Origin of the sequence: Amycolatopsis sp. H20-H5 (assembly GCF_035828755.1) — a bacterium.
Classification (GTDB): Bacteria; Actinomycetota; Actinomycetes; order Mycobacteriales; family Pseudonocardiaceae; genus Amycolatopsis.
In genome coordinates, this window is record NZ_JAYMZS010000001.1 from 1 (window position 1) to 15558 (window position 15558).

The 15558-nt window shown below is 69.8% G+C and carries 17 protein-coding genes; 6 read left to right on the top strand and 11 right to left on the bottom strand.

What is annotated here, in order from left to right; translation table 11 throughout:
- Positions 1-142: 142 nt before the first annotated feature.
- Positions 143-556 (bottom strand): hypothetical protein, encoded by a 414-nt coding sequence (locus tag QMK34_RS00005; protein WP_326409836.1) that lies wholly within the window; start codon positions 554-556, stop codon positions 143-145.
- A gap of 177 nt (positions 557-733) precedes the next feature.
- Between QMK34_RS00005 and QMK34_RS00010 the strand changes: the two genes are divergently transcribed.
- The 4 genes from QMK34_RS00010 (at position 734) to shbA (ending at position 2777) form a co-directional block, all read left to right on the top strand.
- The gene (locus QMK34_RS00010; RefSeq protein ID WP_326409838.1) at positions 734-1189 is read left to right on the top strand and encodes a GtrA family protein; all 456 of its coding nucleotides are present in this window, start codon (positions 734-736) and stop codon (positions 1187-1189) included.
- A 15-nt stretch (positions 1190-1204) separates the two neighbouring features.
- On the top strand, positions 1205-1558 hold the full coding sequence (locus QMK34_RS00015; protein ID WP_326410216.1) for a YidH family protein: 354 nt from the start codon (positions 1205-1207) through the stop codon (positions 1556-1558).
- Positions 1555-1851, top strand: a complete 297-nt coding sequence (locus QMK34_RS00020; RefSeq protein WP_326409840.1) for a DUF202 domain-containing protein — start codon at positions 1555-1557, stop codon at positions 1849-1851. Before QMK34_RS00015 ends, QMK34_RS00020 begins: the two co-directional genes overlap by 4 nt.
- A 257-nt stretch (positions 1852-2108) precedes the next feature.
- On the top strand, positions 2109-2777 hold the full coding sequence (gene shbA / locus QMK34_RS00025; RefSeq protein WP_326409842.1) for an RNA polymerase sigma factor ShbA: 669 nt from the start codon (positions 2109-2111) through the stop codon (positions 2775-2777).
- A 60-nt stretch (positions 2778-2837) separates the two neighbouring features.
- On the opposite strand, the gene QMK34_RS00030 is transcribed toward shbA, so the two are convergent.
- The 3 genes from QMK34_RS00030 to QMK34_RS00040 are packed head-to-tail and all read right to left on the bottom strand — an operon-like array spanning position 2838 to position 4935.
- Positions 2838-3671: an amidohydrolase family protein gene (locus QMK34_RS00030; RefSeq protein WP_326409844.1), complete on the bottom strand. Its 834-nt coding sequence runs from the start codon at positions 3669-3671 to the stop codon at positions 2838-2840.
- Positions 3668-4636, bottom strand: a complete 969-nt coding sequence (locus QMK34_RS00035; protein ID WP_326409846.1) for an aldo/keto reductase — start codon at positions 4634-4636, stop codon at positions 3668-3670. The genes QMK34_RS00030 and QMK34_RS00035 overlap by 4 nt, the downstream gene beginning before the upstream one ends.
- Positions 4633-4935, bottom strand: a complete 303-nt coding sequence (locus tag QMK34_RS00040) for an L-rhamnose mutarotase (protein WP_442785074.1) — start codon at positions 4933-4935, stop codon at positions 4633-4635. Before QMK34_RS00040 ends, QMK34_RS00035 begins: the two co-directional genes overlap by 4 nt.
- Before the next feature lie 119 nt (positions 4936-5054).
- On the opposite strand from QMK34_RS00040, the gene QMK34_RS00045 reads away from it, so the two are divergent.
- A complete protein-coding gene (locus tag QMK34_RS00045) occupies positions 5055-5771 on the top strand; it encodes a FadR/GntR family transcriptional regulator (protein WP_326409850.1) in 717 nt (238 codons plus the stop codon).
- A gap of 94 nt (positions 5772-5865) precedes the next feature.
- Here QMK34_RS00045 and QMK34_RS00050 read toward each other — a convergent pair whose 3' ends face one another.
- From QMK34_RS00050 to QMK34_RS00075, 6 genes are all read right to left on the bottom strand, one after another.
- Positions 5866-6885 (bottom strand): ABC transporter permease, encoded by a 1020-nt coding sequence (locus tag QMK34_RS00050; protein WP_326409852.1) that lies wholly within the window; start codon positions 6883-6885, stop codon positions 5866-5868.
- Positions 6886-7028: 143 nt separating this feature from the next.
- Positions 7029-8555: a sugar ABC transporter ATP-binding protein gene (locus QMK34_RS00055; protein WP_326409855.1), complete on the bottom strand. Its 1527-nt coding sequence runs from the start codon at positions 8553-8555 to the stop codon at positions 7029-7031.
- Complete coding sequence (locus tag QMK34_RS00060) at positions 8552-9592, bottom strand: sugar ABC transporter substrate-binding protein (RefSeq protein WP_326409857.1); 1041 nt, start codon at positions 9590-9592, stop codon at positions 8552-8554. Before QMK34_RS00060 ends, QMK34_RS00055 begins: the two co-directional genes overlap by 4 nt.
- A 26-nt stretch (positions 9593-9618) precedes the next feature.
- Complete coding sequence (locus tag QMK34_RS00065) at positions 9619-10377, bottom strand: SDR family NAD(P)-dependent oxidoreductase (protein ID WP_326410219.1); 759 nt, start codon at positions 10375-10377, stop codon at positions 9619-9621.
- A 25-nt stretch (positions 10378-10402) separates the two neighbouring features.
- Positions 10403-11713 carry an enolase C-terminal domain-like protein gene (locus QMK34_RS00070; RefSeq protein WP_326409859.1) on the bottom strand — a complete coding sequence of 437 codons (1311 nt, stop codon included), beginning with the start codon at positions 11711-11713 and terminating at the stop codon, positions 10403-10405.
- Position 11714: 1 nt separating this feature from the next.
- Entirely contained in the window at positions 11715-12569 is an 855-nt protein-coding gene (locus QMK34_RS00075; protein WP_326409861.1) for a fumarylacetoacetate hydrolase family protein, read from the bottom strand.
- A gap of 210 nt (positions 12570-12779) precedes the next feature.
- Between QMK34_RS00075 and QMK34_RS00080 the strand changes: the two genes are divergently transcribed.
- Entirely contained in the window at positions 12780-14021 is a 1242-nt protein-coding gene (locus QMK34_RS00080) for a Bcr/CflA family multidrug efflux MFS transporter (protein ID WP_326409862.1), read from the top strand.
- Here the strand turns inward: QMK34_RS00080 and QMK34_RS00085 are convergent.
- The gene (locus tag QMK34_RS00085; protein WP_326409864.1) at positions 14014-15216 is read right to left on the bottom strand and encodes an NAD(P)/FAD-dependent oxidoreductase; all 1203 of its coding nucleotides are present in this window, start codon (positions 15214-15216) and stop codon (positions 14014-14016) included. The genes QMK34_RS00080 and QMK34_RS00085 overlap by 8 nt on opposite strands.
- Positions 15217-15558: the final 342 nt, after the last annotated feature.

Sequence of the window (15558 nt, forward strand, 5' to 3'; positions counted from 1 at the left end):
CTGACAGTTGCCCCTGAAGGCCACCATCACGGCGTTAGACGCCGTGATGGTGGCCTTCAGGGGCAGTCGAAGCTAGGCGTCCTGTTGGCGGCTTCGGTCACGGTAAGCATCTTCGGCCTTCAGCACCCCGAAATGGACTGGGTCACACCGAGCGGCGGGCCTCGCGGATGGCGTCGGCGACCGAGCCGCCCGCCCGGTCCGCCCGTTCGCCGTGGTCGGACGCGGCGTGCCGCGGCTTCGACAGCTCGTCCGGCGCGACCTGTTCGACGTCCGCGGGCTCGGCGTCGATGGACTCGTCCAGCCCGCCGACCGGGGTGATGGCCGTCGGCCGGTCCGGGATCGGCTCCGGCTGGACATCGGGGACTTCCTCGGCCAGCCGCTGATCGAGCGGCTCGCCTTCCCTGGCCTCCGCGGGAGTGGTGCCGAACCGGTTCGCCGCGCTCCAGTGTTCGGGCGGCTCGACGCCGTCCTCGAGCGGGTCGAGCTGCAGCTGGTCCTCGTCGAGGGCCTCACTGGGGTTCAGCGTCTCCGCTTCGACTGGCTCACGGTCACTCACAGGGTTCTCCCGCCGTCACGTTTCAGTGCGGGGGCGTGCGTCGACAAAGCTCGCCCCACTCCCCGGTGACCTACCCTGGGACAGCGGCGCCGAAACCGGGTCACTGTCGCCGGGGTCACAGTTTTTCACCTGGTTCAGCATGTTCACGGTTTTGTGAATGCGAGTATCTTCGAGCTCATGACCACCACCAGGTGGGCGCCGGGCCACCAGCTGATCAAGCGTGCGCCGCAGCGGCACCACGAGCTGGGCCACCACGCGGCCTGGTACTTGGTGGCAGGCGGGGTCACGACCGGCCTGCAAGCCGGTCTGTTCCTCCTGCTCCGGCCGGAGTTCGGGTCGCAGATCGCCAACCTGGTCGCGATCGCGCTGACCACCGTCGGCAACACGGAGTTCCACCGCAGGGTGACCTTCGCCGACCGGTCCAGCCAAGCCGGGAAGCGACACCTCCAGGACCTGCTGACCTTCCTGTTCTACGCCGCGTACGGCTCCATCGTGCTCGCCTCACTCGAGGCGCTGGTCGACGAGCCGTCGGCACTGCTGGAGACCGGGACACTGCTGGCCGCCAGCTTCGTCGGCGGCATCGCCCGGTTCGTGGTCCTGCGCTGGTGGGTCTTCGCGCGCGCGGCGCGTTAGCCTGCGTCCGTGTCAGTGACCAACAGCCGGCCGGGCCCCCACGAGGGCGGCGCCGAACCGGACTACCGCTTCACCCTCGCCAACGAACGCACGGTCCTCGCCTGGCTGCGTACCGCGCTGGGCCTACTGGCCGGTGGGGTCGCGGTACATCAGCTGGCGCCGCTGTCCGGCAACGCGGGCACCGTGCTCGCCGGGCTGTGTGTGGTGCTCGCCGCGACGCTGGCCGCGACGGCCTACCCGCGCTGGCGGCGGGTGCAGATGGCGATGCGGGCGGGCGAGCCGCTGCCCCGCAGCGCGATGATCCCGGTGCTGACCGGCGGGATCCTGCTCCTGACCGTGGCCGCGGCACTCCTGCTCGTCCTCACATGACCGATCACGGGGCGCAGCCGCAGCGGACCGGCCTCGCCTGGCAGCGCACAGCGCTCGCCGCGGCCGGCTGCACTCTGCTTCTCCTGCACTCTGCGTCGCAACGGCATTGGGGAGTCGCGGCGTTACCGGCCGTGTTCGGCGGGCTGACAGCGGCGACGCTGGCCGCGGCGGGCGCGCGTCGCGAACGGGCTTTGCGCCGCGGCGCGGAATGTACGACAATGAATCCACGAACGGCTGTCTTTGTGTCATTTCTTGTTGCGGTGACCGCGATTTCCGTGTTGACATTGAGATAATCGCTGCAGCGCACGCGCGTTTCGCGAGTGGTGACGGTAAAAACGCCGCCATTCGGTCTCGGTTGGGTTAAGCCGATTGCTGCTAACGGGGTATCTCTAGTTGAAATCTGGACTGTAGAGCCGAACCCGCTTACAGTTACGCTGCGTCGCAAAGCCAGCAGGCAGACTCCGCTCTAACGGAGCATCTGCCTCCCAAATCGTTACGGAGCGTTGACCCCCGGGCAGTGACAAGACGCGGGGTCGCCGGGGAGACGACCATGTCAGCACCGTCCAGCACCAAGCAGTCAGGGCTGTCCGCCGTTCCCGCACCGGTGGAGGGTTACACCACTCCCGAATCGCTTCCCAGACCCAGCGGCAGATTGACCAAGGAAGACCTCGACCCGCTCGTCAAAGACGCGGGTGAGGGCAATCCGGCGGCGATCGCGTCGCTGCTGCGGATGATCGGCCCGGTGGTGGTCCGCTACTGCCGAGCGAGAATGGGCGGGCGCGACCTGTCGTACCTGTCCGCCGACGACGTCGCGCAGGAGGTCTGCATGGCCGTGCTCAAAGCACTGCCCGCCTACCAGGACCGCGGCGGTTCCTTCCTCTACCTCGTCCACGCGATCGCCGCGAACAAGGTCGCCGACGCCTACCGCGCTGTCTCTCGCGACCGCTGCGAGCCGGTGCCCGAGCTGCCCGAACGACCGCTGGCCGACAACGAGCCCGAGACCCACGCCCTGCACCTCGACCTCGGCCTCCGCCTGAGCAAACTGCTGGCCACCCTCCCCCGGGTCCAGCAGGAGATCCTGACCCTGCGCATCGCCGTCGGCATGTCCGCCACCGAAACCGCCGAGGCGCTGGGCATCTCCCCTGGCAACGTCCGCGTCACCCAGCACCGGGCCCTGGCCCGCCTCCGCACCATGGTCAGCCGCGCAGACGACTTCTGAACCCACTGACTCTGAAGGCCACCTTCACCGCGTTTTACGCCGTGATGGTGGCCTTCAGGGTCAGTGGGAAATCGCGTAGGCGCGGCGGGCGGTGTGCTCGAAGACGTCCAGGCGTTCGGGGTCCGTGAGCGAGCCGGTCAGGGAGACGGCCGTGTCGAGGACGACCTCGTACGAGGCCGCCAGCTCGCAGACCGGCCAGTCCGAGCCGAACATCAGCCGGGCGGTGCCGAAGGACTCGAGGATGTGCTCGGTGTGGCGGCGCAGGTGCCCGACGCGCCACTCGGTCCAGTCCGCCTCGGTCACCAGGCCCGAAAGCTTGCAGTACACGTTCTCCCGGTCCGCGAGCGAGGCCAGCTCGTCCGCCCACGGCTGCCAGCGGTCCTGCGAGATCGGCGGCTTGGCGGCGTGGTCGAGCACGAAGGTCATGTCCGGCAAGGAGTCCACCGCGGTGCGCGCCGCGGGCAGCTGCGCCGCTGTCACCAGCAGGTCGTAGGCCAGCCCGGCCGCGCCGACGGCCGCGAGCCCGCGCAGCACGTCCGGCCGCGCCAGCCAGCCGGGGTCCGCCTCGCCCTCGGCCTGGTGCCGGATGCCGACGAGCGGGCCGAGCGCGGCCAGCGCGGCCAGCCGGTCCTCGATGTCGGCAGCGGTGAGGTCCACCCATCCGACGACTCCGGCGATCACCGGCTCGACCTCGGCCGTCTCCAGGAATTCGACGGTCTCCTCCTCCGCGGGCACCGTCTGCACCAGCACCGTGGAGCGCACCCCGGCGAGCCGGGTGACCGCGCGAAGATCGTCCACTGTGTACGGATGCCGGATCGGGTCGAGCGCCGCCCCGGCCATCCACGGGTAGTCGCGGCGGGACGGGTCCCACAGGTGGTGATGTGCGTCGATCACGGACGTCCTCCACAGGTCACCACGGCGTCGGGCCGCAGGAGGCCCTCGGCGATCAGGTCGGTCCACAGTACTTCCGGCACCGGGGTGCGGGACCGGCGGAGGTTGAGACTCACCTGATCCGGATCGTGCGCCCCGACCACGACGCTCGCCACCGCGGGATGGGTGGCGGGCAGCGCGAGCGCGGCCTGCGGCAGCTCCACCCCGTGCCGCGCGCAGACCGCGGCGATCCGCACGGCCTTCTCCACCAGTTCCGGCGGCGCGGTCGCGTAGTCGTACGTGGCGCCGGGCTCGGCCGTGGCGAGGATGCCGCCGTTGAACGCTCCCGCGGCCATCACCGCCACCCCCCGCTTTTCGCACAGCGGCAGCAGCTCGTCCAGCGCGGGCTGGTCGAGCAGGGTGTACCGGCCGGCGACCATCACCGCGTCGAGGTCGAACCGCCGCACGAACTCGGCCAGCGGCGCGGTCCGGTTCATCCCGGCCCCGATCGCGCCGACCACGCCCTGCTCCCGCAGCTCGAGCAACGCGGGGAAGGCCCCGTTCACCGCGTCGTCGAAGTGGTCGTCGGGATCGTGGACGTAGACGAGGTCGACGCGGTCGAGCCCCAGCCTGCCGAGACTGTCCGCCAACGACCGCAGCACGCCGTCACGGCTGAAGTCCCAGCGGCGCCGGAACGCGGCGGGGACGTCGAAACCCTGGGCGTCCCGTTCGGCGGCGCCCGCGGGGTCGGGCTCCAGGACGCGGCCGATCTTGGTCGACAGCACGAACTCTTCGCGGGGATACGCTCCCAGCGCCGCGCCGAGGCGCCGCTCGGACAGGCCGAGCCCGTAGTGCGGGGCGGTGTCGAAGTAGCGGATGCCCTCGTCCCAGGCCCGGCGGACCGTCGCTTCGGCGGTCTCGTCGCTGATGGCGTGGTAGAGGTTGCCCAGCTGCGCGCAGCCGAGACCCCAGGGGGACACGGGTTTCACGGCAGCTCCCAGACCAGGGGGATCCCGGAGCCGGCACCGGAGTAGTCGTCCTCGACCTCGAGCAGCCCGGCCATCGTCGCCTGCCACCCCACGTTGGCCGGGTGGTCGCGCAGCGCGGCCCGCATGGCGGCGTAGTCGTCGACCTCGACGACGTGGAACAGGTCGAGGCCGTCGCGCCAGATCCGCCACGAACGCACGCCCGCCTCACGCAGGGCAACGTCGAGTTCGCCGGGGATCACCGCGTGCGTGGTCTCGTACTCGGCCTCCCTGCCCGGCTTGAGCCGGGTGCGCAGGGCCACTCTTTGTGGTGCGACACGCTGGGCCACCACTCCTCCTTGGTTCGATACGTGGCAGTGTGGTCGGTAAGCTCAAACATCCGAGGTCTTGTCGATGCTCGAAGAAGAAGGAGGCGGCGGACATGCCGGTCACCGATGTCGCGATCGACAAGATCAAGGACATGATCATCTCGGGTGAACTCGCCCCTGGCGACAGGTTGCCCAAGGAGGCCGAACTCGCCCAGCGGCTCGGCCTTTCCCGCAGCTCGCTGCGCGAAGCGGTGAAGGCACTGTGCCTGATCCGCGTGCTCGACGTCCGGCAGGGCGACGGCACGTACGTCACCAGCCTCGAGCCGAACCTGCTGCTGGACGCGATGTCGTTCGTCATCGACTTCCACCGAGACGACACGGTGCTCGACTTCCTCGCGGTGCGCCGGATCCTGGAGCCCGCGGCCACGGCGCTGGCCGCGATGCACATGAGCGACAAGGGCATCGCCGAGCTAGGCGAGCTGCTCGACGAGCTGGAGGACGCGCCGACCGTCGAAGCACTGGTCGCCAACGACCTGCAGTTCCACCGCAAGATCGCCGACGGCTCCGGCAATCCCGTGCTGTGCTCCCTGCTCGACAGTCTGTCCGGCCCGACCGCGCGGGCAAGGGTCTGGCGCGGGCTCACCCAGGAGGGTGCGGTCGCGAAGACCCGCGAACAGCATCTCGCGATCTACGACGCCATCGCCGCCCGCGAGCCGGAACTGGCACGTTCCTGGGCGACCGTGCACGTCGCGGGGGTCGAACAGTGGCTGCGCAACGCGCTCGGCTCCGCTGACGAGGAGAACGTCTTCCCGCCTGCCGCCGCTTCGTAACCGCATCGGACACTCCACTCTCGACGGTCTCTGAAGGTCACTGCTTTTTCTCAGACCCTAACGCCCTCATGGTGGCCTTCAGAGACCGTTTCGGTTACGTCTGGGGCTTCCCGCCCGCGAAACGGGAGATGATCAGCGCGATCAGGATGATGCCGCCGTAGACGGCCGTGATCCAGAACGAGGACACCTGAGCCAGCGTCAGCAGGTTCTGCACCACGCCGATCAGCAGCACACCGGTGAGCGCGCCGAACATGGTGCCCTTGCCGCCGTCGAGCGAGATGCCGCCGATGACCGCGGCCGCGAACACGGTGAACACCATTCCGGTGCCCTGCCCCGCGTTCAGCGCGCCGACGTATCCGGTCAGCACCAGGCCGCCCAGCGCGGCGAGCACGCCCGCGATGATGAACACGATCATCGAGATCCGGTCCACCCGGATCCCGGCCGCCCGAGCGGCCTCGCGGTTGCCGCCGATCGCGTACAGCGCCCGGCCGACCCGGTGGTAGCGCAGGACGAGCGCCGCGATGACGTACGCCGCGGCCGCCAGCCAGACCGACATCGGCAGCCCGCCGAAGGTCGTCGTCGCGATGGTGGTGAACGCGTCGGGCAGGTCGAACAGCGTCTTGCCGTTGGTCGAGCCGACCAGCAGCCCGCGCAGCACGATCTGGATCGCCAGCGTCACGATGAACGCGTTGAGCTGCAGCTTGATGATGAGGAACCCGTTGAACAGCCCGATCAACGCACCCACACCGACGATCACGAGCAACCCGACGCCGACCGGCAGCTCGGTGCCGAAGCCCGCCACGGCGGCGGGAATCACCAGCAGCGCGCCGAGCGCGGGCGCGATCCCCACCGTGGACTCCAGCGACAGGTCGAACTTGCCGGTGATCAGCACGAGCGACTCGCCCAGCACGACCAGCGCCAGCGCCGCGGACGAGCCGAGGATGCTGATGATGTTGCCGGTGGTCAGGAAGCTGTCGTTGACGATGGCGCCGATCACCACCAGCACGACGAGCGCGGGCAGGAGCGCGAGTTCCCGCAGCCAGCCCAGTTTCTTCCGTTTCACCGGCGCGACGGCAGGCGTCGTCTCGGTTCCGTTCAGCACCTCAGTGTTCATTATCGAGCCTTCCGCTATCGCGCTGCCGGGGCGCGCCTTGGGTAAGCGAGGCCAGTTCCGGCCGAGGGCGCCCCGCCATCGCGATGGCGGGGCCTCCGGCCAAAAGGCTCGACCTCAAAAAATCACCAGATCTTGTGGTCACTTCATGCATCGAGCTCGACCCCTTCGATGTCGGCCACCAGGTCACCGTCGGTCCAGCCGGCGCGGTGCTCGGCGACCACCAGGCCGGCGCGCAGCACCAGAACCCGGTCACTCAGGCGCAGATCGTCCAGCTCGTCGCTGACGATCAGCACCGCCTTGCCCTCGGCGCGCACCCGGTCGACGACCGCGAGCAACGCCTCCTTCGACTTCACGTCCACCCCGGCGGTGGGGTTGATCAGCACCACCACCGAAGGGTCGCTCGCCAGCGCGCGGGCCAGCACGACCTTCTGCTGGTTTCCCCCGGACAGCGAGGAAACCGGCTGCTCGGGACCGGCGGTCACGATGCCGTAGTCCACGACGGCGCGCGCGGCCGAAGCGTTCCGCGCCCTGGGCGACGCGATCCCCGCCGGGCCGAGCCGGTCCATGATGGTCATGGTCGCATTGTCCGCAATGGACTGTTCGAGCACGAGCCCCTGGTTGTGCCGGTCCCGCGGGACACAGCCCAGCCCGGCACGCAGCGCGGCCGGGACGTCACCGGGCCGCAGCGGCCGCCCGCCGACGGTGATCGTGCCCGCCGACGGCTTCCGAAGCCCGTACAGCGTTTCCGCGACCTGGTGCTTGCCGCTCGCGTTGCTCCCGGCCAGCCCGAGCACCTCGCCCTGGCGCAGCTTGAACGAAACGCCGTCGAACCCTTCTCCCGCAAGGCCTTCGACGACGAGCGCCTCGGCCGTGGAATCGGGCAACGGGTCGCGGGAGGCAGCGTCGCGCACGGACAGGCCACCCTGCTCGCCGGTCATCGCGTCGACCAGCTGGGCGCGGCCGAGCTCGGCGACCGGCGCGGTGACGATGTGCCGCGCGTCGCGCAGCACCGTCACCGCCTGGCAAACCTCGTACACCTCGTGCAGGTGGTGTGAGATGAACAGGAACGTCACCCCGGCCGCCTGCAGCTCCCGCATCCGGTCGAACAGCCGCTCGATCGCCTGGCTGTCCAGCTGCGCGGTCGGTTCGTCGAGCACGATGAACCGGGCGCCGTAGGACAGCGCGCGGGCGATCTCGACGAACTGACGGTCCTCGACGGACAGTTCGCCCGCCGGGGTGTCGACGTCGACGTTCACACTCCACGAGTCCAGCAGGTCACGGGCCTGACGCCGCAGGCGTGACCAGCTGATCATGAACCGCTTGCCGGACTGGCGGTTGAGGAACAGGTTCTCGGCAACGGTCAGCTGCGGGATCACCGTGGAATGCTGGTACACACAGGCGACGTGCTGTTTCCACGCCTCCCGCTGGCTCAGCGGCGGAGCGGGCTGCCCAGCGAACGAGACACTACCCGTGTCCGTTTTGGACAGTCCGGTGAGGATGGACACCAGGGTCGACTTCCCGGCCCCGTTGCGCCCGACGAGCGCGTGGGACTCGCCGGGGTGCACGGTGAGGCTGACGTCGGAAAGCGCGACGGTCGGGCCGTAGCGCTTGCCGACACCCTGTGCGCTGACCACCGGGGCGGCGGCTTCGCCGGCGGGCAGCGCGTTCACAGGTTGTTACCCCACAGAGCCTTGTCGTCCACATTGGCCTTGGTGACGACCGGCGCGGCCAGCTGGTCCTCGAGGATCCCGGGGTGGGTCTCGACGACGGTGCTGCCGTGGTCGGTCGGGCCGGGCTTGAACGTCTCGCCAGCCATGGCCTTCTTCAGCCAGTACATGCCGTACCTCGCGTAGTCGTCGGCGGGCTGGGACACCGTCGCGTCGAGCTCGCCCGCGCGGATCGCGGCCAGCTCCTGCGGGATGCCGTCGTTGCTCACCAGCACGACGTGCTTGGGGTCGCCGACCGGGAAGTACATGTTCTTGCGCTTCAAGGCCTGCTGCGTCGGCGCGAGGTACACGCCACCGGCCTGCATGTAGACGGCCTTGATGTCCGGGTTGGCGGTCAGCAGGCCTTCCAGCCCGGACGCCGCCTTGTCGGCCTTCCACTCGGCCGGGACCTCGAGCACGGTCACGCCGGGGAACTTCGCCTTCATGCAGGTGCGGAACGCGTCTGAGCGCTCACGCCCGTTGACCGAGGCGAGGTCGCCCATGATCTGCACGACCTTGCCCTGCGTGACCTTCGCGCCGATCGCGTCGCAGGCCTTAATGCCGTAACCCTTGTTGTCGGCGCGCACGACCATGGCGACCTTGCCGCTCTCCGGCGCGACGTCGACGGCCACCACCGGGACGCCCTTGTTCTCCGCCTGCTTGAGCCCGGCGACGATCGCCGCGGAGTCCAGCGGCGTGACGACCAGGCCCTTGACGCCCTGGTTGAGGAACGTGTTGATGTCGGTGATGAGCTTCGCCGGGTCGCTGTCGGCGTTGACCGTCGGCAGCGCGTCGATGCCCGCGGCCTTCGCCATCTGCGGCACGTAGTTGTTGTAGGCCTGCCAGAACGGCGACGTCAGCAGCGGCAGCGTCGCCCCGACCTTGCCGCCCTCGGCCGACGCGGTCCCGCCGGCTGGTTTGTCCTTTGTGGAACCACAGGCCGTCAGGCTCAGGCCGAGCACGGCCGCCGCGGCGGCCACCTTGATCACGCTCTTACGCACCGCATCCTCCTTGATGACAGCGAAAACTAGTTCTGGACCGGCCCGCGCGGACGCAGGCCGTACATCCCGCCGTCGACGGCGAGCGCCGTGCCGGTGGTCGAAGCGGACAACGGGCTGGCCAGGTAGACGATCGCGTTGGCGACCTCTTCGGCCGTGACGAGCCTGCCCATCGGCTGGCGGGCGGCCAGCGCGGCACGCTCGGCCTCGGGGTCGGCGGCGGAGTCGAGCAACCTGCCCACCCACGGGGTGTCGGCCGTGCCGGGGCAGACGCAGTTGACGCGGACGCGGTCCGGCAGGTGGTCGGTGGCCATGGCGAGCGTCAGCGAGAGCACCGCGCCCTTGGTCGCCGAGTACAGCGCGCGGTTGGGCAGCCCGGCCCACGCGGCGATGGAGCAGGTGTTGACGATCGCCGCCGACGGCGACTCCCGCAGGTGCGGCAGCGCGGCCCTGGCGAGCCGGACCATGCCGACGACGTTGACGTCGAACGCGCGGTGCCACTCGTCGTCGGAGTTGGCCGAGACGTCGCCCTGCGCACCGATCCCGGCGTTGTTCACCAGGATGTCGAGACGGCCGAACCGCGCCGCCACCGCGTCGATCGCGGCGGTGACTTCGGCATCGGAGCTGACGTCGCAACGGAAGCCGGTGAAGCCCTCGGGGAGGTCTTCGGGTTTGAGATCGAGCACCGCCACCCGCGCGCCGCGGGCGGCGAGCAGTTGGGCGGTCGCGAGGCCGATCCCCGAGGCACCTCCGGTGACGGCGGCGACCAGGCCCTCGTACTCCGTCACTGCTTTTTCGGCGGGAGGAAGTGCCTCAAAAGTACTCACTTGCGGTCTCCGTCCATTCTGGACCGTCCGGGAAGACGAACCGGCGCAGGGTCGCGTCGTGCATGCGCGCGGAGAACCCGGGTTCGGTCGGGGCGAGGTACCGGCCGTCACGGACGACGGCCGGGTCGGTGAAGTGCTCGTGCAGGTGGTCGACCCACTCGATCGAGCGATCCTCGTCGCTGCCGGACACCGCGACGTAGTCGAACATCGACAGGTGCCGCACGAGCTCGCACAGCCCGACCCCGCCGGCGTGCGGGCACACCGGGATGCCGAACTTGGCCGCCAGCAACAGGATCGCGAGGTTCTCGTTGACACCGCCGACGCGCGAGGCGTCGAGCTGGAGCACCGAGATGGCTTCGGCCTGCAGGAACTGCTTGAACATCACGCGGTTCTGCACGTGCTCGCCGGTGGCCACCTTGATCGGGGCCACCGCCTTCGCGATCGCGGCGTGCGCGAGCACGTCGTCGGGCGAGGTCGGCTCCTCGATCCAGTACGGATCGTAGGGCGCGAGCGCGTTCATCCAGGTGATCGCGGTGTCGACGTCCCAGCGCTGGTTCGCGTCGACCGCGACCCGGATGTCCTGGCCGACGGTCTCCCTGGCCAGCTTCAGCCGACGGACGTCGTCGTCGAGATCGCCGCCGACCTTGAGCTTGATCATCTCGAACCCGTCGGCCACGGCCTGTTCCGCCAGCCGCACGAGCTTGGCGTCCGAGTAACCCAGCCAGCCGGGTGACGTGCTGTACGCGCGGTAGCCGTTGGCCTCGATCCGCGCGAGCCGCGCCGCGCGGCCGGGCTCGGCGGCACGCAGGATGTCCAGCGCGTCCTGCTCGGTCAGCGCGTCGGACAGGTAGCGGAAGTCGACGAGCGAGACCAGTTCCTCCGGCGACATCCGCGCGAGGAATTTCCACAGCGGGAGGCCCGCCCGGCGGGAGGCGAGGTCCCAGGCGGCGTTGACGATCGCGCCGATGGCCATGTGGGAAACGCCCTTTTCGGGGCCCAGCCAGCGGAACTGGGAGTCGCCGACGAGCGTGCGCGACAGGTCGCCGAGGGCGGCGGCGTCCTCGGGCACGTCCCGGCCGAGGACGTGTGGTTCGAGCGCGCGGATCGCGGCGGCCTGCACGTCGTTGCCGCGGCCGATGGTGAAGGTCAGGCCGTAGCCGTCCGGGCCGCTGTCGGTGTGCAGGACGACGTAGGCCGCCGAGTAGTCGGGATCGGGGTTCATCGCGTCCGAGCCGTCCAGGTCCCGCGAGGTGGGGAACCGGACGTCGAGCACTTCCATGCCGACGATCTTCGCCATGTCAGGCCTGCCTCACCGTCTGGCGCTGACGGCCGAGGCCGTCGATTTCCAGCTCGACGACATCGCCTTCGCGCAGGTACGGCTTGGGCTCGGGCTGGCCGAGCGCGACACCCTGGGGGGTGCCGGTGTTGATCAGGTCGCCGGGCCGCAGCACCATGAACTGGCTGAGGTAGTGCACGATCTCGGCGACGGTGAACACCATGTCCTTGGTGGTCGAGTCCTGCCACTTCTTCCCGTTGACCCACAGCCGCAGGCCGAGGTCCTGCGGGTCCGCGATCTCGCTCGCGGGCAGCAGGAAGGGGCCGAGCGGGTTGAAGTTCTCGCACGACTTGCCCTTGTCCCACTGGCCGCCGCGCAGCAGTTGGAACTCGCGCTCGGACACGTCGTTCGACAGCACGTACCCGGCGACGTGGTCCAGCACGTCGTCGACGCTGTCGAGGTAGCGCGCGGTCTTGCCGATGACGACACCGAGCTCGACCTCCCAGTCGGTGCTGGTGGACTCGCGCGGGATGAGCACGTCATCGTCCGGCCCCACGACGACGTCCGGGGCCTTCATGAACACGACGGGCTCCGCGGGGATGGCCGCGCCGGTCTCCTCCGCGTGCTTGCGGTAGTTGAGGCCGATGCAGACGACCTTGCCGGGCTGCGCGATCGGGGCGCCGACCCGCAGGTCACCCTGGCTCACGACCGGCAGTTCACCGGCGGCCAGCGCGGCTTCGGCGCGTGCCACGCCGCCGCCCGCGAGGAAGCCGCCATCGATGTCAGCGGTGAGACCGGCGAGGTCGTACAACGTCCCGTCCCCGGCTCGCACGAACGGACGTTCACTTCCCGGTTCACCGAGACGGAGCAACTGCACGGATGTTCCCTTCTTCAACCCAACAGACATCCGATGTATACCGCACAGGCTTCGCTCAATCTAGGGTTGACGTGGAACTATCTCGAAAATTGATCGGATCAGTCGCGCACCATCCGCCCGCTGAGCGGGGTGTCCTTGATCACCACGGGAATAGTTGCTGGCGGTATGCAAGTTCGACCGCAGGGGGACATGTACTGGGGATGGAGACCGATGACCGTCGCGCCCGCACGCGCCGCAGCACAGGAAGCACGCACGACGAAGTCCAGGGGAACGGCGCGGTTCGTGCTGATCCTCGGCGGACTGTCGGCGTTCGGCCCGTTGTCGATCGACATGTACCTGCCCGCGCTGCCACGGATGGCGGGCGACCTGCACACCGCCGACACCACCATGCAGCTGACGCTGACGGCCTTCATCATCGGCCTCGCTGTCGGCCAGCTGGTGCTCGGACCGCTGTCCGACGCGTTCGGCCGCCGCCGTCCGCTGCTGTTCGGCCTCGCGTTCTACGTCGTGGGCTCCGTGCTCTGCGCGGTGAGCCCCAACGCCGAGCTGCTCATCGCCGCCCGTGGGGTGCAGGCGATCGGCGCGGCGGCGGGCATCGTGATCGCGCGGGCCACCGTGCGCGACCTGTTCTCCGGCACCGCGATGACCAAGTTCTTCTCGATGCTCATGCTGGTCAACGGTCTCGCCCCGATCCTGGCGCCGATCATCGGCGGCCAGATCCTCAACTGGACCTCGTGGCGCGGCGTGTTCGTGACACTCACCCTGTTCGGCGCGGCACTGCTGGCCGTGGTCGCCTTCCTGCTGCCGGAACCACTGCCCGTCGAACGTCGGACGCCTGCCAGGCTCGGCAGCGTGCTTCGCGGCTACGCCCGGCTGCTGCGCGACAGGGTGTTCCTCGGCTACGCGCTCGCGTCGGGGCTGATGTTCGCCGGGCTGTTCGCCTACATCTCCGGCTCTTCGTTCGTGCTGCAGGGCGTCTACGGGCTGAGCCCGCAGGCGTTCAGCCTGGCGTTCGGCGCCAACGGGATCGGGATCGTGCTGGCCGGGCAGCTCAACGGCAGGCTGGTCGGGCGGTTCCCGGAGCGCAAGCTGCTCACCGCGGGCCTGCTCGTCTCGACGGCGGGCGGCCTCGGCGTGCTGCTGGCCGTGGTGGCGCACCTTGGCCTGTTCGGACTGCTGATCCCGCTGTTCCTGCTGGTCTCGAGTGTCGGGCTGGTGATGCCGAACGCGAGCTCGCTGGCGCTGGCCGAGCACGCGCGGTCGGCCGGTTCGGCGTCCGCGCTGCTGGGCGTGCTGCAGTTCGTCGTCGGCGGCATCGCCACCCCGCTGGTCGGGCTGGGCGGGCCGGGCACCGCGCTGCCGATGGTCCTGGTCATGGCCGGGTTCAGCGCACTCGCCCTGGTCGCGTTCCTGACACTGGCCAAGCCTGCCGCTCAACCTCATCTCAGCTGAGAGCACCGTTCTTCAGCTGCTCGGCGGTCACCGTCGCGCGACCGTCCACAAGGGACGTCAGCGCGTCGCCGTCGTCCCAGGAGTTGACGTTCATCGCCGCGGCCACCCGGCCGTCCCGCAGCCAGAACGCGATGAACTCGCGGCTCGCGAGATCGCCGCGCACCACCAGCTCGTCGGTGTCGGGGTCGGCGAGGCCGCGGTACTCGCAGCCGAGGTCGTACTGGTCGGAGAAGAAGTAGGGGCTGTTGAGGTAGGGCTCGTTCTCGCCGATGAGGTTGCCCGCGACGTGCGTGCCGTGGTTCTTCGCGGTGTCCCAGTGCTCCACGCGCACCCGCTTGCCGTAGCGCGGGTGGAAGTGGGCGGCGATGTCACCGATGGCGTAGACGTCCGGCGCGGCGGTGCGCAGCCCGGCGTCGACGCAGACCCCGCCGTCGTCGGCCAGCTCCAGCCCGGCGACATGCGCGAGCTCCACCCGCGGCGCGGCGCCGACGGCCACGAGCACGACGTCCGCGGGGAGCTCGTCCCCGCTCTGCAACCGGACGCCGTTCACGCCCCCTGGCCCGCCGGTGAACTCGGCCACGCGTTCACCCAGCCGCCACCGGACGCCGTGTTCGGTGTGCAGCTCACGGAAGACCCCGGCGACCTCGTCCCCGAGGACGGCGTGCAGCGGCGCCGACACCTGGTCGACGACGGTCACCTCCGCGCCGTGCTTGCGGGCCGCGGCGGCGGCCTCGGAGCCGATCCACCCGGCGCCGACGATGACCACGCGCTCGGCCTCGGCGAAGGCCGACCGCAGGGCGAGCGAGTCGTCGAGACTGCGCAGGGTCCGCAGCCCCGGCAGGCCGGACCCGGGAACGGGCAGCGACCGCGGCCGCGAACCGGTCGCGAGCACGAGCCGGTCGTACCGGTGTTCACCGCCGGAGTCGTCGAGCACGAGGCGGGCGCCGAGTTCGACGCGCGTGGCGGTCACGCCACGCTTCAGGGTGATGCCCTGGTCGGCGCCTTCCACCCAATCGGGTTCGTCGGCGTCCCCGAGCAGGATTCCCTTGGAGAGCGCGGGTAACTCGTACGGGGGATGCGGATCCGCGCCCAGCAGCAGGATTTCGCCGTCGAACTCCCGTTCTCGCAGCGCGACAGCGGCCGAAGCCCCCGCCAGGCCCGCGCCGACTATGACGATCCTCCTGAGCTCGGACACCTCAGCCCTCCCCAATCCCGGCAAGCCTGCCGCCCGGACGCTACTCCCGTTCGGGGTGCGCAGCAGCCTCTCTGCGCACCGCACCGCCCGCCCGGTTCCGGCCACGCGCCTACCCTGAAGCCACCTTCAGCAACCCAACCCCGACACGCACCACAAAATCCAGCCACCACAGTTTGCCGGGACCACGGGGTCTCCGCGAGCTCTGCGAGTGGAGACTTCACGCCGCGCGCCCTCTTTCAGGGCCGCCAGGCCCTCCCAACTCGCGACGGTAGGTCGCCCCCTTACAAACAAGACCCGCGCTTACGGTGGACACCAGGGGCGACCTGGCGGCGCGAATTTGTG

What these genes read in the sequence shown, in the direction of transcription:
- QMK34_RS00010 (WP_326409838.1), top strand. Translation starts at nt 734, where the DNA reads ATGACCACCACCAGGTGGGCGCCGGGCCACCAGCTGATCAAGCGTGCG.
- QMK34_RS00020 (WP_326409840.1), top strand. Translation starts at nt 1,555, where the DNA reads ATGACCGATCACGGGGCGCAGCCGCAGCGGACCGGCCTCGCCTGGCAG.
- shbA (WP_326409842.1), top strand. Translation starts at nt 2,109, where the DNA reads ATGTCAGCACCGTCCAGCACCAAGCAGTCAGGGCTGTCCGCCGTTCCC.
- QMK34_RS00045 (WP_326409850.1), top strand. Translation starts at nt 5,055, where the DNA reads ATGCCGGTCACCGATGTCGCGATCGACAAGATCAAGGACATGATCATC.
- QMK34_RS00050 (WP_326409852.1), bottom strand. Translation starts at nt 6,885, where the DNA reads ATGAACACTGAGGTGCTGAACGGAACCGAGACGACGCCTGCCGTCGCG.
- QMK34_RS00070 (WP_326409859.1), bottom strand. Translation starts at nt 11,713, where the DNA reads ATGGCGAAGATCGTCGGCATGGAAGTGCTCGACGTCCGGTTCCCCACC.
- QMK34_RS00080 (WP_326409862.1), top strand. Translation starts at nt 12,780, where the DNA reads ATGACCGTCGCGCCCGCACGCGCCGCAGCACAGGAAGCACGCACGACG.